This is a genomic window from Streptomyces sp. MS06 (assembly GCF_047200655.1).
GTDB lineage: Bacteria > Actinomycetota > Actinomycetes > Streptomycetales > Streptomycetaceae > Streptomyces.
The window spans coordinates 90929-112339 of record NZ_JBJZOJ010000012.1; the positions used below are offsets into that span (position 1 = coordinate 90929).

16 protein-coding genes and 1 pseudogene are annotated in these 21411 nt (G+C 72.8%); 12 read left to right on the plus strand and 5 right to left on the minus strand.

Features of this window, described 5'->3' with window-relative positions; translation table 11 throughout:
* Nucleotides 1-126: 126 nt before the first annotated feature.
* From ACL02U_RS08670 to ACL02U_RS08680, 3 genes are all read right to left on the minus strand, one after another.
* On the minus strand, nucleotides 127-2121 hold the full coding sequence (locus ACL02U_RS08670; RefSeq protein WP_412790082.1) for a fructose-specific PTS transporter subunit EIIC: 1995 nt from the start codon (nucleotides 2119-2121) through the stop codon (nucleotides 127-129).
* Nucleotides 2122-2255: 134 nt separating this feature from the next.
* Entirely contained in the window at nucleotides 2256-3215 is a 960-nt protein-coding gene (pfkB, locus tag ACL02U_RS08675) for a 1-phosphofructokinase (protein WP_412790083.1), read from the minus strand.
* Nucleotides 3212-3973, minus strand: a complete 762-nt coding sequence (locus ACL02U_RS08680) for a DeoR/GlpR family DNA-binding transcription regulator (RefSeq protein ID WP_412790084.1) — start codon at nucleotides 3971-3973, stop codon at nucleotides 3212-3214. The genes pfkB and ACL02U_RS08680 overlap by 4 nt, the downstream gene beginning before the upstream one ends.
* A 552-nt stretch (nucleotides 3974-4525) precedes the next feature.
* Between ACL02U_RS08680 and ACL02U_RS08685 the strand changes: the two are divergent.
* Nucleotides 4526-4864: pseudogene (locus tag ACL02U_RS08685) on the plus strand (PRC-barrel domain containing protein).
* Between the two features lie 186 nt (nucleotides 4865-5050).
* Here ACL02U_RS08685 and ACL02U_RS08690 read toward each other — a convergent pair.
* Together ACL02U_RS08690 and ACL02U_RS08695 are read right to left on the minus strand one after the other, a co-directional pair.
* Nucleotides 5051-5728: a TetR/AcrR family transcriptional regulator gene (locus tag ACL02U_RS08690; protein WP_412790085.1), complete on the minus strand. Its 678-nt coding sequence runs from the start codon at nucleotides 5726-5728 to the stop codon at nucleotides 5051-5053.
* A complete protein-coding gene (locus ACL02U_RS08695) occupies nucleotides 5725-6735 on the minus strand; it encodes an acyl-CoA desaturase (protein ID WP_412790086.1) in 1011 nt (336 codons plus the stop codon). Before ACL02U_RS08695 ends, ACL02U_RS08690 begins: the two co-directional genes overlap by 4 nt.
* A gap of 308 nt (nucleotides 6736-7043) precedes the next feature.
* Between ACL02U_RS08695 and ppc the strand changes: the two genes are divergently transcribed.
* From ppc to fabG, 11 genes are all read left to right on the plus strand, one after another.
* On the plus strand, nucleotides 7044-9785 hold the full coding sequence (gene ppc, locus ACL02U_RS08700) for a phosphoenolpyruvate carboxylase (RefSeq protein WP_412790087.1): 2742 nt from the start codon (nucleotides 7044-7046) through the stop codon (nucleotides 9783-9785).
* Nucleotides 9786-10357: 572 nt separating this feature from the next.
* The gene (locus ACL02U_RS08705; protein ID WP_412790088.1) at nucleotides 10358-11317 is read left to right on the plus strand and encodes an ABC transporter ATP-binding protein; all 960 of its coding nucleotides are present in this window, start codon (nucleotides 10358-10360) and stop codon (nucleotides 11315-11317) included.
* Nucleotides 11314-12105 carry an ABC transporter permease gene (locus tag ACL02U_RS08710; RefSeq protein ID WP_412790089.1) on the plus strand — a complete coding sequence of 264 codons (792 nt, stop codon included), beginning with the start codon at nucleotides 11314-11316 and terminating at the stop codon, nucleotides 12103-12105. The genes ACL02U_RS08705 and ACL02U_RS08710 overlap by 4 nt, the downstream gene beginning before the upstream one ends.
* 184 nt (nucleotides 12106-12289) lie before the next feature.
* Complete coding sequence (locus ACL02U_RS08715; RefSeq protein WP_412790090.1) at nucleotides 12290-13231, plus strand: ACP S-malonyltransferase; 942 nt, start codon at nucleotides 12290-12292, stop codon at nucleotides 13229-13231.
* The gene (locus ACL02U_RS08720; RefSeq protein WP_412790091.1) at nucleotides 13218-14756 is read left to right on the plus strand and encodes a class I adenylate-forming enzyme family protein; all 1539 of its coding nucleotides are present in this window, start codon (nucleotides 13218-13220) and stop codon (nucleotides 14754-14756) included. The genes ACL02U_RS08715 and ACL02U_RS08720 overlap by 14 nt, the downstream gene beginning before the upstream one ends.
* Entirely contained in the window at nucleotides 14737-14991 is a 255-nt protein-coding gene (locus tag ACL02U_RS08725; protein WP_412790092.1) for an acyl carrier protein, read from the plus strand. Before ACL02U_RS08720 ends, ACL02U_RS08725 begins: the two co-directional genes overlap by 20 nt.
* A gap of 5 nt (nucleotides 14992-14996) precedes the next feature.
* Nucleotides 14997-16172, plus strand: coding sequence for a PLP-dependent aminotransferase family protein (locus ACL02U_RS08730; RefSeq protein WP_412790093.1), 1176 nt, complete (start codon nucleotides 14997-14999; stop codon nucleotides 16170-16172).
* Nucleotides 16169-18487 carry a lantibiotic dehydratase gene (locus ACL02U_RS08735; RefSeq protein ID WP_412790094.1) on the plus strand — a complete coding sequence of 773 codons (2319 nt, stop codon included), beginning with the start codon at nucleotides 16169-16171 and terminating at the stop codon, nucleotides 18485-18487. Before ACL02U_RS08730 ends, ACL02U_RS08735 begins: the two co-directional genes overlap by 4 nt.
* The gene (sbnA, locus tag ACL02U_RS08740) at nucleotides 18484-19608 is read left to right on the plus strand and encodes a 2,3-diaminopropionate biosynthesis protein SbnA (protein WP_412790095.1); all 1125 of its coding nucleotides are present in this window, start codon (nucleotides 18484-18486) and stop codon (nucleotides 19606-19608) included. Before ACL02U_RS08735 ends, sbnA begins: the two co-directional genes overlap by 4 nt.
* The gene (gene sbnB / locus ACL02U_RS08745; protein ID WP_412790096.1) at nucleotides 19605-20633 is read left to right on the plus strand and encodes a 2,3-diaminopropionate biosynthesis protein SbnB; all 1029 of its coding nucleotides are present in this window, start codon (nucleotides 19605-19607) and stop codon (nucleotides 20631-20633) included. The genes sbnA and sbnB overlap by 4 nt, the downstream gene beginning before the upstream one ends.
* Nucleotides 20630-21382 carry a 3-oxoacyl-ACP reductase FabG gene (fabG, locus tag ACL02U_RS08750; protein WP_412790097.1) on the plus strand — a complete coding sequence of 251 codons (753 nt, stop codon included), beginning with the start codon at nucleotides 20630-20632 and terminating at the stop codon, nucleotides 21380-21382. Before sbnB ends, fabG begins: the two co-directional genes overlap by 4 nt.
* The last annotated feature ends 29 nt before the right edge of the window (nucleotides 21383-21411 follow it).

Consider the following 21411-nt stretch of genomic DNA (forward strand, 5'->3'; position numbering starts at 1 on the left):
TGGGGAGGTGGGTCCGCCGCTGGTGGCACGGCGACGGGTGGGCGCCACGTGGCCCGGCCTGCCGGGTACCTCCCGGACGGCACCCGGGAGGTACCCGGGGCGGGACCGGCCCCGGGCGCCACACGGTCATGCGGCGGCGGAGACCTTGGCGTCCGCGGCCGCGTCGGTGGCCGGGGTGGTGGTCCCGGCCGCGGGCTCCGGCTTGCGTCGGCTCTTGAAGAGCACCACCAGCGCGGCGGTGACCGCCGTGCCGGCCGCGACGGCCAGCAGGAAGCGCAGAGGCTCCCCGATCAGCGGGACGACGAAGATGCCGCCGTGCGGAGCGCGCAGCGTGGTGTTGAACGCCATCGCCAGGGCGCCGGTGACAGCTCCGCCGGCCATCGCCGACGGGATCACGCGCAGCGGGTCCGCCGCCGCGAACGGGATGGCGCCCTCGCTGATGAAGGAGGCGCCGAGGACCCAGGCCGCCTTGCCGTTGTTCCTCTCCGTCTTCGTGAACAGCTTCCCGCGCACGGTCGTCGCCAGGGCCATGCCCAGCGGCGGGACCATGCCCGCCGCCATGACCGCGGCCATGACCTTGAGGCTGCCGTCGGTGGGGTCGGCGAGGCCGCCGACGGCGAAGGCATAGGCCACCTTGTTGACCGGGCCACCGAGGTCGAAGCACATCATGAGTCCGAGCAGGACCCCGAGCAGGACGGCATTGCCGCCGGACAGGCCGCTCAGCCAGTCGGTCATGGCCTGCTGCAGGGAGGTGATGGGCTTGCCGACGACGACGAACATCAGGAATCCGACGACGGCGGACGAGAGCAGCGGCATCACGACCACAGGCATCACGCCGCGCAGCACGGGCGGGACGTGGACGCGCTGAATGGCCTTCACCACAGCGCCCGCGAGGAGACCGGCGGCGAGTCCGCCGAGGAAGCCAGCCCCGATGGTGACCGCGAGCGCACCGCCGACGAAGCCCGGTACGAGGCCGGGCCGGTCGGCCATGCCGTAGGCGATGTATCCGGCGAGTACGGGGACCAGGAAGCCGAACGCGGCGCCGCCGATCTGGAACATCAGCGCGGCCCAGCTCGCTGCCTCCGTCCACACGAAGTGCTCGGTGACGGACGGGGCGCTGTTGATCTCGTAGCCGCCGACGGCGAAGGCGAGGGCGATGAGCAGGCCGCCCGCGGCGACGAACGGGACCATGTAGCTGACGCCGGTCATCAGCCACTTGCGCAGCCGGGTGCCGAAGTGGTCGCCGGCGGAGCCGGTGTCCATGGGTGCAGGGCCGGTTGCCGCGGCGGTGGTCTCGCCGCGTTCGGCTCTGGCCCGTACGTCCGCGATGAGTTCGGCGGGCCGGTTGATCGCGGCCTTGACCCCGACGTCGACGGTGGGCTTGCCGGCGAATCGTTCCTTCTCCCTCACCCCGACGTCGTGGGCCAGGATCACGCCGTCGGCTGCCGCGATCGCACCGGCGTCGAGGCGGGTGAATCCGGCCGAGCCCTGTGTCTCGACGACGAGTTCGACTCCCGCTGCCTCGCCGGCCTTCTGGAGCGACTCGGCGGCCATGTAGGTGTGTGCGATCCCGGTGGGGCAGGAGGTGACGGCCACGATCCGGAACGGCGCGGCCGGGGGCGCAGGGGTGCCCGCCCGGGACTCGTCGGGCGCCGGGTCGTCCGCCGGCGGGGCCGGAGCCTCGTCCCCGCGGATCAGGGCCGCGACCGCCGCCGGGTCGTGCTCCGCGCGGAGTGCGGCGGTGAACTCGGGGTCCATGAGCCGCCGGGCCAGCGACGACAGGATCGTCAGGTGGTCGTCGTCCGCGCAGGCCGGCGCGGCTATCAGGAAGATCAGGTCGGCCGGCCCGTCCGGGGCACCGAAGTCGATGCCGGAGGCGCTGCGGCCGAAGGCGAGGGTCGGAGCGGTGACGTACTCACTGCGGCAGTGCGGAATGCCGATGCCGCCGTCGAGTCCGGTGGGCATCCGGGCCTCGCGCGCCGACACGTCGGCGAGGAAACCGTCGATGTCGGTGACGCGCCCTGCGGCCACCATCCGCTCGGCGAGGGACCGTGCGGCGGCCTGCTTGGTCTCGGCGGACAGGTCGACGTCGACCAGTCCTGAGGTGATCAACTCACTCATCACGCGGCTCCTTGCTCGCGAACCACCGCGGGGGCGGTGGGGGGACATGGTGGTGCGGCATCCGCCGGGCAGGCCCTGCCCGAGTCGGTGCGGTGCTGCCGCGCTCCGCTACCAGGGGGACGGTTGGCCCGGCCTCACAGGGAGGTCATGACGTCTGCTCCCCCGAGTACGTGGTCCAGAGGGGCAGACCGGGTGACCGTCACCGCCTCCGGGGCCAGCTGGGCAGGTGACGGCATCACGCTCCCCGGCATTTGGACGGCGGCGGTTCCATGGGCGACGGCGGCGGCGAGAGCGGCGGGGCCGCTTCCGCCGGCGGTGAGGAAACCCGCCAGGGAGGCGTCCCCGGCGCCGACGTTGCTGCGGACCGTCTCGGCGGGCGCGTGGCCGAACCAGGTGCCGGTGTCGTCGACGAGTAGTTGCCCGTCGGCTCCCAGACTGGCCAGGACCGCCGAGGCGCCCCGTTCGCGCAGTTCCTCAGCCGCCTTGACGGCGTCGCCGACGGTGGCGAGGGGGCGTCCGACGGCTTCGGCGAGTTCCTCCGCGTTGGGTTTGACCACATCGGGTCGTTGCCGCAGCGCGGCGGTCAGGGCTGCGCCCGAGGTGTCGAGGGCGACCCGGGCGCCGGCCCGGTGGAGGCGTGCCACCAGTTCGGCGTACCACTCGGGGCGAAGGCCGCGCGGCAGGCTGCCGCAGCAGGCGATCCAGTCCGCGTCCGCGGAGCGGGTCCGTACCGCCTCCAGCAGCGCCTCGGCCTCCGCGGCCGTGAGGTCGGGGCCGGCCGCGTTCACCTTGGTGAGGGTGCCGTCGGGTTCGACGAGTGTGATGTTGACGCGGGTGGAGCCGGCCACGGGGACGCCGGCGGCCTCGATGCCGTGTTCCCCGAGCAGCCGGTCGAGCAGGGCGCCCTCGGGGCCGCCGAGCGGTACGACGGCCACGGTGCGGTGGCCGGCGGCCGCGACCGCACGGGACACGTTGACGCCCTTGCCGCCGGGATCGACGCGATCCCTGGCGGCGCGCAGTACCGCTCCGCGGTCCAGGGACGGCAGTTCGTAGGTGCGGTCCAGGCTCGGATTCGGGGTGATGGTGAGGATCATGCGCGGACGACCTCCGTGCCCCGCGCCTCGATGGCGCGGGCGTCGTCGGGCGCGAGGCCCGTGTCGGTGATCAGCAGGTCCACGTCCGCGAGATCGCCGAAGCGGGCGAAGTGCTGCTGCCCGAACTTGGCAGAGTCGGCCAGCAGGACGACCCTGCGGGCGGCGCCGATGACGGCCCGTTTGACCGCCGCCTCCGCCAGGTCGGGAGTGGTCAGGCCGCCGTCGGAGGTGAATCCGTTGGTGGCGAGGAAGACGACGTCGGCCTTGATCTCCGCGTACGCCCGCAGGGCCCAGGCGTCGACGGCGGCACGCGTACGGTGCCTCACCCGGCCTCCGACGAGGTGGAGGGCGATGCCCGGGTGGTCGGCGAGCCGGGCGGCGACGGGCAGCGCATGTGTCACGACCGTCAGCGCGGAATCCACCGGGAGGGCTGCGGCCAGCCGGGCGGCCGTGGTGCCGGCGTCCAGGATGACGCTGCCGTCGGCGGGGAGCTCGGCGAGCGCGGCGTGCGCGATGCGCTCCTTCTCGTCGGCGGCGACCGCGTCACGCTCCGCCAGGTCGGGCTCGAAGTCGAGGCGGCCGACCGGAATGGCGCCGCCGTGCACACGTCGTACCAGGCCCGCGCGGTCGAGGGCCTTGAGGTCGCGCCGTACGGTTTCCGCGGTGACTTGGAACTCCTCGGCGAGGGACAGCACATCCACCCGACCGCTGTCGCGGGCCAGGCGCATGATCTCCTGCTGACGCTCCGCTGCGAACATGTGGTTTTACATCCGTTTCCATGACCGAGTCTGTGGTTTTCGGGGATGGTACGCGCCCGTCATCGAGAAGTAAACAGATACGGGCAGGTAAACAGACAGAAACAGGCGGAGTGCCGGAGTTGCCGACGGTGCGACATCCCGCGGGTTCCCCTGGGCGCTGATACGTCCCCGGCCTCATGACCAGTGGGTTCATCTTCCGTCGTGTGCCCTGCTGCCTTGTGACGTGACGTCGGGATTCTTGAAGCGTGCTCACCGCGTCCGACCGATCTGCAGTCGGGCCGAAGACGGCGAGGCTCGGGTGGGCGGCTTCGGGAGTCGTACGGGACCTGCGTGAGCGCTGGGCGCCCGCGTCAGCAGACGAACTGGAGGTTCGAGACCGACGCGCTGTCCGGGTTCGTCCTCGCCCGTGCCTCGGCAGGTCTCACGGTCGTGACCGGCCGTCGGTCCGCCGCGGGGCGGTGACTGGTGCGGGCGGGCTGTAGCGGGCAGGTTGGGAAGTGACCGGCGTGCGCGCCGCCGTGCGAAAGGAGCCCGGGATGATCAGAACCGCGGATACGTGAGTGGTGGACCGACGACGTCCTCGACGCCGGCGGCCACAAGATCGGCACGCTGGAGGCCGGCTAAATGGACACCAGCAGCGACGAGCCGGCCATGGCCACCGTCCAGGTCGGGCTGCCCACCGGCCGCTACCTGGTCTTCGTCCCGCTGAACGGCGCGACCGTCGGTCCGGGCTACGTGGAGGTCGACCACGATCGGTCGCTGGTGAAGAAGTCCCCGCCGATCGGCACGGACGACGTTCTGCCCGCCGAGCACGAGGCGGCCGTGTTCGCGCACCACGGCCTGCCCTACCAGCCCGGCGCGAGCGGTGAGCGGCAGCTCGCCCGCCGGTAACCCGCCAGGAGGTATCCCGTGACGCTCTTCCTGCTCCTGGTCATCGCGGCGATCGTGCTGGGCATCATCGGGGTCGTCGTCAAGGGGCGCCCCCTGCGCTGAAGGCGCCATGAGGCTGCCGGACCGGCGGGGTCCAGCCAAGACCCCGTGTCCGGCGGGCGGCGTCGTGACGGGGCGAGTGTCGCCCTAGCTCTTGCGGTGCCCTATCAGCCGCGGCTTCGGCTCCAGCCCGTCCAGCCCGTGCCACGCCAGGTTCACCAGATGTGCCGCGACCTCGGCCTTCTTCGGCCGGCGCACGTCCAGCCACCACTGGCCGGTCAGCGCCACCATGCCCACCAGCGCCTGCGCGTACAGGGGGGCCAGCTTGGCGTCGAAGCCGCGGGACTTGAACTCCTTGCCGAGGATGTCCTCCACCTGCGTGGCGATGTCGGAGATCAGCGAGGCGAACGAGCCCGTCGACTGCGGGATGGGGGAGTCCCGGACCAGGATGCGGAAGCCGTCGGTGTACTCCTCGATGTAGTCCAGCAGTGCGAAGGCTGCCTGCTCCAGGAGCTCACGGGGGTGACCCGCGGTGAGCGAACCGGTCACCATGTCCAGCAGCCGCCGCATCTCACGGTCGACCACCACCGCGTACAGGCCCTCCTTGCCGCCGAAGTGCTCGTAGACCACCGGCTTGGAGACCCCGGCCTTCGCCGCGATCTCCTCCACCGACGTGCCCTCGAACCCCCGCGCCGCGAACAGGGTGCGGCCGATCTCCAGAAGTTGCTGGCGCCGCTCCGCACCGGTCATACGGGTGCGCCGGGCACGCCGCGGTTTGTCGTTGCTCGGGGTGCTGCTGGAGTCGGAGGCCACGGCGTCAATCATGCCGCCTCGGCACTCACCTTCCGGCGCCGGGCGCCGTCCTCGCCGTCACTGCGGCGGGAGTCGATCCGGGAACGGGACGGCCAGCGCACGTCGTACGCCCAGCCGAGCTGCTCGAACCAGCGGATCAGCCGCGCCGAGGAGTCCAGCTGGCCGCGCTCCACACCGTGCCTGGCCGAGGTCGGGTCGGCGTGGTGCAAGTTGTGCCAGGACTCGCCGCACGACAGCACCGCCAGCCACCAGACGTTGCCCGAACGGTCCCGCGACTTGAACGGGCGTTTGCCCACCGCATGGCAGATCGAGTTGATCGACCACGTCACATGGTGCAACAGCGCCACCCGGACGAGTGAACCCCAGAAGAACGCGGTGAACGCCCCCCACCAGGACATGGTGGCCAGCCCGCCGATCAGCGGGGGCAGCAGCAGGGACAGCGCCGTCCACAGCACGAACTGCCGGGACACCGCCCGCAGCGCCGGGTCCTTGATCAGGTCGGGTGCGTACTTGTCCTGCGAGGTCTGCTCCTCGTCGAACATCCAGCCGACGTGCGCCCACCACAGGCCCTTCAGCAGCGCCGGTACCGTCTCCCCGTACCGCCACGGGGAGTGCGGGTCGCCCTCCGCGTCGGAGAACTTGTGGTGCCTGCGGTGATCCGCCACCCAGCGGACCAGCGGACCTTCGACCGCCATCGAGCCCATGACCGCCAGGGCGATCTTCAGCGGGCGCTTCGCCTTGAAGGAGCCGTGGGTGAAGTGCCGGTGGAAGCCGATCGTGATGCCGTGGCAGCCCAGGTAGTAGAAGAAGACGAGCAGGCCGAGGTCCAGCCAGCTGACTCCCCAGCCCCAGGCCAGCGGCACCGCCGCCAGCAGTGCCAGGAACGGAACGATGATGAACATCAGCAGCGCGAGCTGCTCGATCGAGCGCTTCTTCTCGCCCCCCAGCGTCGCCAGGGGCGCGGGAGCGTCGCCGGGCGCCTTCGGGGCGTCTTCGATCACGTCGGAGCTTGTGGTCATGGGCGTCCCCTGTGGGGTCGAGGGTCGAGGGTTGAGGAGGTCGCCGGGGGGTAGCGGGAACCGTGCGGGTGTTCCATTTTCCTACGGTTCCGTAACCTACGGCATCGTAAGTATGGCAGCGCATCGGCCGGCGGCAATGGCCCGTCAGTCAGCGCGTCCCGCCCGAGACCTATTCTTGGAGTCGGTCGGACAGCGCGGTCCGCTCTGATTTCTTCCCGGATGCCCGGACCGTATGCGGCAGCCGCCGCGCGGGACGCCGTCCGGGTTCCCCCTCCCAGACGAGCTCAACACTGCAAGGAGCCGCACCTGTGAGCAGTGCCGACGATCTGACCACGCGCACCACGACGACGAACAGTGCGCTGCGTGCCGACATTCGCCGGCTGGGCGATCTCCTCGGCGAGACCCTGGTCCGGCAGGAAGGGCCGGAGCTGCTGGAACTGGTGGAGAAGGTCCGCCGCCTCACCCGCGAGGACGGCGAGGCCGCCGCCGAGCTGCTGCGCGGCACCGAACTGGAGACCGCGGCCAAGCTGGTCCGCGCCTTCTCCACGTACTTCCACCTCGCCAACGTCACCGAGCAGGTCCACCGCGGCCGCGAGCTGCGCGCCCGGCGCGCCGCGGAGGGCGGGCTCATCGCCCGCACGGCCGACCGCCTCAAGGACGCCGACCCCGACCACCTGCGCAGCACCGTCGCCCACCTCAACGTCCGCCCGGTCTTCACGGCCCACCCGACCGAGGCCGCGCGCCGGTCCGTGCTCAACAAGCTCCGCCGCGTCGCCGCGCTGCTGGACGAGCCGGTCCTCGAATCCGACCGCAGGCGCCACGACGTCCGCCTCGCCGAGAACATCGACCTCGTGTGGCAGACCGACGAGCTGCGGGTCGTCCGCCCGGAGCCGGCCGACGAGGCCCGCAACGCCATCTACTACCTGGACGAACTCCACGCCGGCGCCGTCGGCGACGTGCTGGAGGACCTGACCGCCGAACTGGAGCGGGTCGGCGTCACCCTCCCCGAGGGCACCCGCCCCGTCACCTTCGGCACCTGGATCGGCGGCGACCGCGACGGCAACCCCAACGTGACCCCCGAGGTCACCTGGGACGTGCTCATCCTCCAGCACGAGCACGGCATCAACGACGCCCTGGAGACCGTCGACGAGCTGCGCGGCTTCCTGTCGAACTCCATCCGCTACACCGGCGCCACCGAGGAACTCCTCGCCTCCCTCCAGGCCGACCTGGACGTACTGCCGGAGATCAGCCCCCGCTACAAGCGGCTCAACGCCGAGGAGCCCTACCGGCTCAAGGCCACCTGCATCCGGCAGAAGCTGGAGAACACCAAGCAGCGCCTCGCCAAGGGCACCCCGCACGAGGCGGGCCGCGACTACCTGGGCACCAGCGAACTCCTCGCCGACCTGCGGATCATCCAGACCTCGCTGCGCGAGCACCGCGGCGCCCTCTTCGCGGACGGCCGGCTCAACCGCACCATCCGCACCCTGGCCGCCTTCGGCCTCCAGCTCGCCACCATGGACGTCCGCGAGCACGCCGACGCCCACCACCACGCCCTCGGCCAGCTCTTCGACCGGCTCGGCGAGGAGTCCTGGCGCTACGCCGACATGCCCCGCGAGTACCGCGGCAAGCTGCTCGCCAAGGAGCTCAGGTCGCGCCGGCCGCTGGCCCCCTCGCCCGCCCCGGTCGACGCGGCGGGCGCCAAGACCCTCGGGGTCTTCCGCACCGTCAAGCGGGCCCTGGAGATCTTCGGACCCGAGGTCATCGAGTCCTACATCATCTCCATGTGCCAGGGCGCCGACGACGTCTTCGCCGCCGCCGTCCTCGCCCGCGAGGCCGGACTGATCGACCTGCACGCCGGCTGGGCCGAGATCGGCATCGTGCCGCTGCTGGAGACCACCGACGAGCTCAAGGCCGCCGACACCATCCTGGAGGACATGCTCTCCGACCCCTCCTACCGGCGCCTGGTCGCACTCCGCGGCGACGTGCAGGAGGTCATGCTCGGCTACTCCGACTCCTCGAAGTTCGGCGGCATCACCACCTCCCAGTGGGAGATCCACCGCGCCCAGCGCAGGCTGCGCGACGTCGCCCACCGCTACGGGGTCCGGCTACGCCTCTTCCACGGCCGCGGCGGCACCGTCGGCCGCGGCGGCGGCCCCTCGCACGACGCGATCCTCGCCCAGCCGTGGGGCACCCTGGAAGGCGAGATCAAGGTCACCGAGCAGGGCGAGGTCATCTCCGACAAGTACCTCATCCCGTCCCTGGCCCGGGAGAACCTCGAGCTCACCGTGGCGGCCACCCTCCAGGCCTCCGCGCTGCACACCGCGCCCCGCCAGTCGGTGGAGGCGCTCACCCGCTGGGACGCCGCCATGGACGTCGCCAGCGAGGCCGCCCACTCCGCATACCGGCGCCTGGTCGAGGACCCGGACCTGCCCGCCTACTTCTTCGCCTCCACCCCGGTGGACCAGCTCGCCGAGCTGCACCTGGGCTCCCGGCCGTCGCGGCGGCCGGACTCCGGTGCCGGACTGGACGGGCTGCGCGCCATCCCGTGGGTGTTCGGCTGGACCCAGTCCCGGCAGATCGTCCCCGGCTGGTTCGGCGTCGGCTCCGGACTGAAGGCGCTGCGCGAGGCCGGCCTGGACAGCGTGCTCGACGAGATGCACGAGCAGTGGCACTTCTTCCGCAACTTCATCTCCAACGTCGAGATGACCCTGTCCAAGACCGACCTGCGGATCGCCCAGCACTACGTCGACACGCTGGTGCCCGACGGGCTCAAGCACGTCTTCGACACCATCCGCGCCGAGCACGAGCTGACCGTGCGCGAGGTGCTGCGGATCACCGGTGAGAAGGCGCTCCTGGACCACCAGCCGGTCCTGAAGCAGACCTTCACCATCCGCGACGCCTACCTGGACCCGATCTCCTACCTCCAGGTCGCCCTGCTCAAGCGGCAGCGCGACGAGGCCGCCGAGGGCGTCGAGCCCGACCCGCTGCTGTCCCGCGCCCTGCTGCTGACCGTCAACGGCGTGGCCGCCGGACTGCGCAACACCGGCTGAGCGACCCGGCCCGCCCCCCGACGGCGCCCCCGGAGGAACGCAGGTTCCTCCGGGGGCGCCGTCGTACTGCCGCCCGGATCCGCCCGGCGGCAGTCCCGTACCCCCGGCCGGAACCCGGCGCCGACGACTCCGGGGCGGCCGGCGTGCTCGCACGCGGGTGCGGCGCAACCCCGGCTCGGATACCGGAGCGGTCGCGGCAGGTGGCCTCGACCCGGGGGGCGGGCGGCCGGGCGGAGGCCGGTGCGGCGGCGTCCCGCTCGCGTTCGGCGGCGTCCCGCTGGCGTGTGGCGGGTCGACGACCGGAGGGGGCCCGGCGGGCGCTCACGGTGATCCGGCGGGAACCCCTCGTACCGGGCACACCGGGGTTTCCGGTCGTTCGGTGGGTGCGTGTTTGGCCGGGGAGGCCGCCGCGGGTGGCCGGTTCCGGCCTGCGTGGGGGACGTCGCCGCAGTTCGGAGGTCGGGCCGAGACCCGGATAGGGCCCCGATAGCGGCATCGGTTCGGGCGGATAGCGGATCGCGCAAGAGTGGTTTCCGCCAAGGCAGCCCCCCACCGAATCGCGAGGACTGAAGATGACCGAAACCCAACCCCGCTCGGCGCCGAGGGAGGTGACGTCCTCGGATGCGGCCGTGCTCAGCGCGGTCGTCAAGCGGTTCACCAACGCGAGGGGCGAGGAGTTCGCCGCGGTGAACGGGCTGGATCTGCGGATCCGGCGTGGTGAGGTCGTGGCGTTCCTCGGGCCGAACGGTGCCGGCAAGACGACCGCGATCGACATGCTGCTGGGGTTGGCGCGACCCGACTCGGGGCACGTGGAGCTGTTCGGTGGGCCGCCGCAGCAGGCGGTGCGCGCCGGCCGTGTGGCGGCGGTCCTGCAGAGCGGGGGGCTGCTGCCGGACCTGACCGTCGAGGCCACGGTGCGCATGCTCGGTTCGCTGCACCCGGGCACCGACGCGGAGGCCGTGATGAGCCGGGCCGGTATCACCCGGCTGCGGCACCGCCGGGTCTCGGAGTGCTCCGGGGGCGAGCAGCAGCGGCTGCGGTTCGCCCTCGCGCTGCTGTCGAACCCGGAGTTCCTGGTCCTGGACGAGCCGACGGCCGGCATGGACGTCGCGGCCCGCCGCGAGTTCTGGGCCACCGTCCGGGAGGACGTCGCGCGGGGCATGACCGTCCTGTTCGCCACGCACTACATGGAGGAGGCCGACCAGTTCGCCGACCGTGTGGTGATGGTGGACCAGGGGCGCGTCGTCGCCGACGGCTCGGCCTCGTCGATCCGCTCCGCGTTCGCCGGCCGTACCGTCTCCGCGCTGATCAGCGCGGCCGACGCCGCGGTCGTGGCCGCCTCCCCGGGCGTGCGGTCCTGCGTGGCCCGCGGCGACCGCTACTTCTTCGACACGACCGATTCCGACGCCCTGCTGCGCGTCGTGGTCACCCGGACCTCGGCCGCCGAGATCGAGGTGGCCCCCCGCAGCCTGGAGGAGGCCTTCGTGGCCATCACCAGCGACGGACGCACCGCCCAGGAGGGCCTGCGATGAGCACCCTGACCGCGCCTCCCACCGCCCGCACCTCGCCGTTCGCCGGGGTCAACCCGACGTTCGTCCGCTACGAGCTGCGCCGCCGCTTCAACCGCCAGACCACGATCTTCACCCTCCTCCTCCCGGCCGTCCTGTATCTCGCCCTGTTCCGCACCGCCCCGTCCGAGGGCACGCTGCCGCACGGCAACTTCGCCGCCTGGATGATGATCGGCATCGCGGTGTACGGCGCCGCCATGGCGGCGACCAGCTCGGCGGCCACCATCTCGGTGGAGAAGTCGGCGGGCTGGATGCGCACGATCGCGCTGAGCCCCCTCGCCCCGCCCGGATACCTGCTCGTCAAGGTCGTGTGCTCGGTGGTCATGGCCGCGGTGCCGGTCGCCATCGTCGGGGTTCTCGGCTACGTCACCGGCGCGGAGGCCAGTGCGCAGGTGTGGGTGACCTCGCTGCTGGTCGCCTGGCTCGGCGCCGCGGTCTTCGCCGCGCTCGGCATCCTGCTCGGCCTCGCCCTCAAGCCCGACGTGGTGATGCACATGCCGGGCCTGACCATGACCGCGCTCGCCTTCCTCGGCAACCTGTTCATCCCGCTGAGCGGCACCATGCTGGAGATCTCGCGCTACACGCCGATGTGGGGGGTGTCGACGCTCGCCCGCTACACCCTCACCGACGGCTACAGCTTCAGCGGGGAGCACTCCAGTCTCGCCGGGGCCGTCTTCAACATCGTGGCCTGGTTCCTCGGCTTCGGCTTCGCGGCGGTCCGCCGGTTCGCCAAGAGCACCGGCCGGCAGTAGCCGCGGCCGGCGGTACCGCAGGCCGGCAGCACTCGGGCCGGCAGAACTGGGGCCGGCAGGGCCGGCAGCAGCGCGGGCCCGCTTCCCGCAAGGCACCACACCCCACCGACACCCCACCTCAACACTCCGCCCGCCGGTGCCCCGCGCCGACGCGAGGGGCGAACCCGAAAAGGGGGTTGTACGAATGTTCGCAATCATGGCGCCGGGCCAGGGCTCCCAGGCCCCCGGCATGCTGGCCGGGTGGCTTCGCGACCCGGCCCACGCCGAGCGCGTACGGGCCTGGTCCGAGGCAGCGGACTGCGACCTCGTCCACCTGGGCACCAGGGCCTCGGCCGCGGAGATCGCCCGGACCGAGAACACCCAGCCGCTGCTGGTCGCCGCGGGCCTGCTGGCCCACCGGGAGCTGGCCGGGGCCGCAGCGGCCGCGGTGGCGGCCGGGCACTCCGTCGGAGAGCTCACCGCGGCGGCCTACGCCGGCGTCGTCGAGCCCGTCGACGCGGTGCGGCTGGCCGCGGTCCGCGGTCGTGCGATGGCCGCGGCCTGCGCCGAGGCACCCACCTCGATGGCGGCCGTCGTCGGCGGCGACGAACCGGAGGTGCTGGCCCGGATATCCGAACTCGGCCTGACCGCAGCCACGTTCAACGGTCCCGGCCAGGTCGTGGCCGCCGGCCTGGTCGAGCGGCTCGACGAACTCGCCGCCGCGCCGCCCGCCTCCGCGACGGTCAAGCGGCTCCCGGTCGCCGGCGCGTTCCACACCCCGTACATGGAGTCCGCGCGGCGGGCGGTGGCCGCCGCGGCGGCCGCGACCCCCTTCACTCCGCCGCGCGGGCTCCTGCTCTCCAACGCCGACGGCGAGGCGGTCGCCGACCCCGAGCTGATCCGGCAGCGGTTCGTCGACCAGGTCGTGCGGCCGGTGCGCTGGGACAGGTGCCTGGCCACCCTGGTCCGGCTCGCGCCCGGGGTGGCGGTGTCGCTGCCGCCGGCCCGCACCCTCGCCAACCTGCTCAAGCGGCAGCACCCCGGACTCGGCGTGGTCCCGCTCAACTCGCCGCGCGACGTCGGGAAGGCCCTCGCCCGGATCGACGCGGCCGCCGGGAAGGGAGAACCCGCCCATGCCGGTGCATGACCACTTCGAACGGTGCCGCGCGGAGCGCCCCGACCACCCCGCGGTGATCGACTCCGACGGCGCCCTCACCTACGCCGAGTTGGGCACCGCCGTCGACCGTGCGGCCGCCTGGCTGCGCGGCCGGGGCGTCACCGCCGGGGCGCGGGTCGTCCACACCGGCGGCAACGACCGGGCCTTCCTCGCCCTCTTCTACGCGACGCTCCGCATCGGCGCGGTCTTCGTGCCGGTCCACCCGGAACTGACGGACCACCAGGTCGGCCACATCGTCGACGACTGCTCGGCGGACCTCGCGATCAGCGCGCCCGCGGCGGGGGAGCGGGCCGGCGACACCGTGCCGGTGGCGCAGGCCTGGCAGGAGATCCAGCGGACGCCCGCCGACGGCCGCGCCGCCCGGGTCCTCGACGACGACGTGGCACTGCTGATCTACACCTCCGGCACCACGGGCCGCCCGAAGGGCGTCGTCTGCCCCCACCGCCAGATGTCCGCCGCAGTCGAGGCGATCAACGCCCGCCTCGGCTACCGCGCCGACGACGTGGTGCTGTGCCGGCTCCCGCTCTCCTTCGACTACGGCCTCTACCAGGCGCTCTTCACCGCCCTGACCGGTGGCACGCTCGTGCTCACCGACCGGAGCTCGGACATCGTCCTGCTGAGGACCATCGAGCGGTACGGCGTGACGGTCGTGCCCCTCGTGCCGTCGCTGGCCCAGATACTGGCGATGCTCCAGCGCAAGAAGAAGCGGCCGACGAAGGTGCGGCTGTTCACCAACACCGGTGCCCGGCCGGGCCGGCTCGTCATGAACGAACTGCTGGAAGTGTTCCCCGGATCGGTGTTCGCCTCGATGTACGGCATGACCGAGTGCAAGCGCATCTCGATCCTCGACCCCGCCGAGTACGCGACCCACCCCGGCTCGGTCGGCCCGCCCATCCCCGGCGACCACGTCCGCATCGCCGGCGCGGACGGCGCCACGCTCCCTCCCGGCGAGACCGGCGAGATCGTGGTGTGGGGGGAGACGGTGATGGCCGGCTACTGGGGCATCCCGGTCGAGGAGCAGGACCGGTACGTCCGCCGCGCGGACGGCTCTCTCGAACTGCACACCGGCGACCAGGGCCGCCTCGACGAGGACGGCCGGCTCTACTTCGTCGGCCGCGACGACGACATGATCAAGCGGCGCGGGATCCGCCTCGGCCTCACCGAGATCGAGGACGCCGCCGAGAGCGTGCCCGGCGTGACGGCCGCCGTCGCACTGAAGCCCGCGACCGAGGACGAGCAGCTCCGGCTCGCGGTCCAAGCCTCCCTCACCCCCGAGGAGCTCCGCGCCCGGCTGGCCCGGCTGCTGGACCCGGCCCGGCTGCCCGACCTGATCGTCCCGATCGACGAGGTGCCCCTGACCGCGAACGGCAAGCCCGACCGCAAGGCCGTGGAACGCCTGCTGAGCGCTTCCCGTACCGCCCGGACTCCCCAGCCTTCCCCCGGACAGGCGACGACACAGACGAGGACCACCACCCATGAATCAGTCTCAGTTTGACCAGCTCGTCGAGGAGATCTGCGCCGTCACGGTCACCGATCCGGAGGCGCCGCTCGTCGACCTCGGCGTGGACTCCCTCCACACGGTCGCGCTGTTGATGGCCGTCGAGGAGCGGTTCGACGTCGAGATCGACCCCGAGGTGCTCGCGGAACCCGCGCTCACCTCCCCGGCCGGCCTGTGGCGCTCGGTGCAGGAGAAGCTGTCCGGGGCGGCGCCCACGAAGGCCGGGAACTGACCGCCATGTGGACCGACATCCGACCCGCGGTGGAGATGCCGCAGCTGTTCGAGCGGGGCGGGGACCTGGTCTCCTTCTCCGGAGGCCTCCCCGACCTGGAGGTCCTCCCCCTGGAGACGATCTCCACCCAGCTCTCCCGGCTCATCAGGCTGGGCGGCCGGGTCGCCCTCCAGTACTCGACCCCGCACATCGCGGGGGCCCTGGTGCCGGCGATCACCGACCTGATGGCCCGCGAGGGAGCCGGCGCCACCGCCGAGAACCTCGTCCCCACCAACGGCTCCCAGATGGGCCTGCTGGCCGTCGCCCTCGGAATCGCCGCCCCCGGCGAGACCGTCCTGGTCCAGACGCCCGCCTACCCGGGCGCCACGGCCGCGTTCCGCACCGCGGGGCTCGCGCTGCACCCCGCCCCGGCGGACCGCGACGGCCTCGACCCGGCGGCGCTGCGCGAGACCGTGGCACGGCTGCGCGCCGCCGGCAGCACCGTCCGCATCCTGTACTGCAACCCCACGTTCCAGAACCCGACCGGCGCGACCCTCGGCGTCGAACGCCGCAAGGAACTCCTCACCGCCGCACGGGAACTGGACCTGCTGGTGGTCGAGGACAACCCCTACGGCCTGCTCGGCTTCGACGGGCGCACCACGCAGACCCTCCAGGGGCTCGACCCCGACCGGGTGGTGTACCTGGGGACCTTCTCGAAGGTGTTCGCACCCGGCCTGCGCTGCGGCTGGATCGCGGCCCCGGACCCCCTCGCGGCCACCCTGCGCCGCACCACCGAGGTCATGGCCCTGTCGCCGTCCGCGCTCGCGCAGGCCGCGCTCGCCGCGTTCCACACCCGCGCCGGCTGGGGAGACCTGGTCGACGCCTACCGGACCAGCTACCGGGAGCGCGCCGCGCTGATGGCCGACGCCCTGGAGCACGAACTCGGCACCGACGGCCCCTGGACGTGGGAGCGGCCCGACGGCGGGTTCTACATCTGGCTGCGCCACCGCGACGGCGCCGACACGGGCCGCTTCGCCGAGGCGGCCGCCGAGCACGGGGTCTCCTACGTGCCCGGCAGCCACTTCGGGATCGACGGCGAGCACGCGGACGCGCTGCGGCTGTGCTTCAGCAACGTACCCAGGAAGCGGATCGCCGAGGGGATCTCCCGGCTCGCGGCCGCTTTCCGGGAAGGGGCGGCATGACCAGCGTGCCGGAGGCGACCCGGCCCCGCGAGGCGTTCGACTGGGCGGAGTTCGGGCCGTCGTACCGCCTCGGCGACAGCGAATGGCGGGTGTGGGGCGTGGGACTGCTGCGCAGCGCCGGCTTCCCGGTCTCCGGGATCGGCCTGCTCGGCGGAGCCCGCGCCGCGCGCCTCGCCGGGACCGGGGACCGGGAGGCGTTCACCGCGGCCTACCGGGCCGACACCGAGGCCGAGTCCGCTCGGCTGGCCGGCCTCGCCGCCGACGACCGGGTGCGCCGGGCCATCGCCTGGCAGAACCGCGCCGTCTACCGCCAGCTCGACTCCGTCGCGGCGGGCAGGGGCCCCGAGTCCAAGCGCCGCCGCCGTGAGCGCACCCTGGCCATGTACTGGCTCCGCTACTGCGCCAAGGCGGAGACGATCGGCTTCTTCGGCCCGGCGGCCTGGATGTCGGTCGGCCGGGGCCGGCAGGCCGTCGACATCGAGCACGGGCCCGCCCTGACGTCCCGCGGACGCGTCTTCCTCGAACGGTGGACCGTGGCCGCGCTGGCCGACTGGATGATCGCCGTGCCGGGGGCCCGCTGGTGGTTCCCGCCGATGCTGCGGCCCGACGTGCACCTCGCGGGCGACCGGCTCGTCATGCAGGGCGGCCGCACCGTACGGCTGCGCGAGGACGACGTCCGGGTGCTGCGACTGGCCGACGGCGACCGGAGCGCCGAGGACATCGCCGAAGCCTCCGGCTGGGACCCGGCGACGGCCCGGGAGCGGGTGGAGAAGACCCTCAAGCGGCTGGTCCGGCAGCGGGTGCTGACCTGGGACACGAACATCCCCGTGGACGTGCGTGCCGAGGAGATCCTGCGCCGGCGGGTGGCCCGGGTCGGCGACCCGGAGCTGTTCGCCCGTTTCACCGGCGTCCTCGGCGAACTCGACCGGCTCCGCGACGGCATGGAACGCGCGGACAGCGCCGAGGAACTCGCCGCGGCACTGGACCGGCTGGACGACTTCTTCGTCGGCATCACGGGACAGGCGGCCTCCCGCGAGGAGGGCAGGGCCTACGCCGGCCGCACCCTGTGCTACCAGGACTGCCTGCGGGACGTGCGGATGGACCTGGGCCGCGACTTCCTCGACGGGATCGCGCGCCCGCTGGCCCTGGTCGCGGACGCGGCGGACTGGTTCGGCAACCGGCTCGCCGAGCTGGTGGAGGCGGAGGTCGCCGCCCTGGTGCGCAAGGCGGCCGCCCGCCGGCCGGACGTCACGCTCGCCGACGTGTGGACCCAGGTGCTGGGGCTGTTCTGGGGAGCGGGCGCCACCCCGGTGCACACCGCGACCCGTGAACTCGCCGAGAAGTGGCGCGAGGTGCTCGACGTCGATCCCGCCGCCGAGGTGCCCCAGCGGATCCGGCTGTCGACGGCCGAGGTCGAGGAGCGCGCCCGCGCCGTCTTCGCGACCGGCCCGGTCCGCTCGCCCCACCTCGCGGTGCACAGCCCCGACCTGCAGGTGGCGGCCCCGTCCGCGGACGCGGTCAACGCCGGGCGGTACACCGCCGTCCTCGGCGAACTGCACGCCTGCCTCGCCACGCTGGACCTGCCCTTCCTCGACTGGACCACCGACGCCGGCTCGCTGCGCGACAAGGTCAACGCGGCGATCGGCGCGCCGCGCCTGGTGCCGCTGCTCCCCGTGGAGTGGAAGCGCAACAGCGGCCGCATGGTGCCCGCGCCGATCGGCGCCGGGGACCGGCTGATCGGCTTCACCAGGGCCCCCTGGGACGACCGGGGCCGCGTCGACCCCGCCGCGTCGATCCCGCTCGCCGAGTCGGACGGGACGGTCACCGCGACCACCCCCGACGGGCGGACGTGGAGCATCCAGGAACTGCTCGCGGTGCCCGTCGCGATCATCGCCGCGGACGCCTTCAAGATCGGGCTCGACCGGACGCACGCCCCGCGGGTGACCCTGGACGACCTGGTGCTGTTCCGGGAGACCTGGCGGCTGCCCGTCGCGTCGGTCCCGCTGCCGGAGCGGGCCGACCGGGAGCGGGACTACCTCGCGGTGCGGCGCTGGGTCACCGAACACGCCCTGCCGGACCTGCTCTTCGTCAAGTTCCCGCAGGAGACCAAGCCGTCCCTCGTCGACCTCACCAGTCCGACGCTGGTGCTGTCCTTCGCCAACCTCGTCCGCACCGCGCGTCGCCTCGACCCGGACGCCCTCGTCACCCTCAGCGAGCCGCTGCCGGCCCCGGACGACTCCTGGGTGGCGGACGCGGACGGCGAGCGCCACGTCAGCGAACTGCGGATCCAGATCAGCAGAAAGGTGCCGGAATGACCGTCCTCGCCTCCGACGGCGCGGACTCCGCGGTCCGTCCCCTCCGCTCCCGGGATCCCGACATCGTCGCGACGATCGGCTCGACCCCGCTCGTCGCCCTCGACCGTCTCTTCCCACCCGCCCGGTTCCAGGTGTACGCCAAGTGCGAGCGCTTCAACCCGGGCGGCAGCATCAAGGACCGCGCCGCCAAGTCGATGATCGAGCACGGCATCCGCACCGGCCAGCTCGTCCCCGGGGTCTCCACCGTCGTGGAGTCCTCCTCGGGCAACCTCGCCATCGCCCTCGCCCAGCTCTGCAACTTCTACGGGCTCGCCCTGATCTGCGTCGTCGACCCCCGCACCACCGCGCAGAACGCCGCCATCATGCGGGCGTACGGCGCCAAGGTCGAGACCGTCGACCGGGACCCGGCCACCGGCGAGTACCTGCCGGCCCGGATCAGCCGGGTCCGCACCCTGCTGGAGACCGTCCCGGACGCCTACTGGCCCAACCAGTACGCCAACGAGTACAACGCCCGCGCGCACCACCACACCATGCGCGAGATCAGCGAGGCCCTGGCGGACGACCCCGACTACCTGTTCGTCGCGGCCGGCACCACCGGCACGCTGCGCGGCTGCGCCGAGTACATCCAGGACAACGGCCTGGCCACCCGGGTCGTCGCCGTGGACGCGGTGAACAGCGTGATCTTCGGACCTCCCGAGCCGTGGGAGCGCGGGCACCGGCGCACGATCCCCGGGCACGGTGCCGCGGTCGTCCCGCCGCTGCTGCGGCCGGGCCTCGCCGACCGGGTCGTCAAGGTCACCGACTTCGACTGCGTGCGCGGCTGCCGGCAGCTGCTCGCCCGGGAGTCGATCCTCGCCGGCGGCTCGTCCGGCGCGGTGATCGCCGCGCTCCAGCACGCCGCCGACTGGCTGGAGACGGGCGCCGTCTGCGTGGCCGTGCTCCCGGACGGCGGTGACCGCTACCTCGACACGATCTACTCCGACACCTGGGTCGAGACGAACCTCCAGGAGCTCCCGTCCGCGCCGGACGTCCCGCACGCCGAGCGGCCGGTCGCCGCCGACGGCGAGCCGGAGCCGGGCCATGAGCCCACCCCCACCGACCACGACAGGAGTGAGTCTTGAAGATCCTCGGACGGGACGACGTGAGGACCGCCCTGACGGGACTGGAACCCGCAGTCCTCGACGCGGTCCGCGACGCCTACCTGCTGCACGGCCGGGGCGACTCGCACCTGCCGTTCTCCAGCTTCCTGCGCCCGCCCCGGCCCGCCGGGTCCCGCATCATCTCGCTTCCCGCCTACCTCGGCGGTCCGGAGCCGGTGATGGGCCTGAAGTGGATCTCGTCGTTCCCGGCGAACGTCGAGAAGGGCCTCCAGCGGGCCTCCTCCGTGCAGGTGCTCAACGACCTCGACACGGGCTACCCCACGGCAGTGCTGGAGGGCAGCCAGATCTCCTCGTCGCGCACCGCGGCGAGCGCGGCCCTCGCGGCCGGCGCCCTGCACGGCACCCGCCGGGTCCGCGAGGTCGGCCTCATCGGCTGCGGGACCATCAACCAGCGCGTCCTGTCCTTCCTGCGGCTGACCCACCCGGACCTCGAGTCCGTCGTGCTCCAGGACGTCGTCCCGGGCCGCGCGGAGGTCTTCGCCGGCGAACTGGAGTCCGAGCACCCGGGGATCGCCTTCCGCACCGGCGACGTCGCCGAGGCGCTCGGCGCGGAGACCGTGAGCATCGCGACCACCGACTCGACGTACTGGCTCGACCTGGCCGACCACCCGGACCGCCCGGCCGGCCAGGTGATCCTGCACCTGTCGCTGCGCGACCTCGCCACCGACTCGATCCTGAACGCCTACAACGTCACCGACGACACCGAGCACGCCGTCCGCGAGCAGACCTCCCTGCACAGGGCGGAGCAGAAGACGGGCCACCGGGAGTTCGTGCACGCCGAGATCGCCTCCGTGCTCGCCTCCCCCGAGCCGCCCGCCACCGACCGCACGATCGTCTTCTCGCCCTTCGGACTCGGCGTCCTCGACCTCGCGGTCGCGCAGGCCGTGCTGAGGGCCGCCACCGAGGCGGGTCTCGGCACCGAGGCCGAGGGCTTCGACCCCGGCAGCCACCGGGTCACCGCGGCCATGACCGGAGGGAAGGCATGAGCACGCTCTTCCCGGAGGGCACCAAGGCCCTCGTCACCGGCGCCTCCCGGGGCATCGGCGCGGCCATCGCGCTCGCCCTCGCCGAGCACGGCTGCGACGTCGCCCTCAACTACCGCTCCAGCGCGGGGAAGGCGGAGGAGGTCGCCGAGCGGATCCGCGGGCTGGGCCGCGAGGCGCTCCTGGTCAGGGCGGACGTCGGCGACGAGGCCCAGGTCGCCGCCATGTACCGGGAACTGAGGACGACCTGGGGCGGCGTCGGCGTCGCCGTCCTCAACTCCGGCGTCACCGCCGACGGCCATCTGGCCGCGATGAGCAGCAGCAAGTGGCAGGAGGTCATCGGCACCAACCTCACCGGTGCCTTCCTCACCGCCCGCGAGGCCACCAAGCAGATGTACACCAGCGGCGGTTCGATCGTCTTCATCGCCTCCACCAGCGGCATCGCCGGCCGCGCCGGCCAGGCCAACTACGCCGCCAGCAAGGGCGGGGTGATCTCGATGGCCAAGACCCTGTCCCAGGAGGCGGCCCCGCGCGGCATCCGCGTCAACGTCGTCGCGCCCGGCTTCATCGACACCGACATGGTCAAGAAGGTCCCGCCGGCCGCCATGAAGGAGGCCCTGCAGGCCATCCCGCTGGGCCGGATGGGCACCGCGGAAGAGGTGGCCCAGGTCGCCGCGTTCCTGGCCAGCCCCGCCGCCTCCTACGTCACCGGCAAGGTGCTCACCGTCGACGGCGGAATGATCCACAGCTAGCGCCTTCGCCCCGCGTTCCCCTACCACCA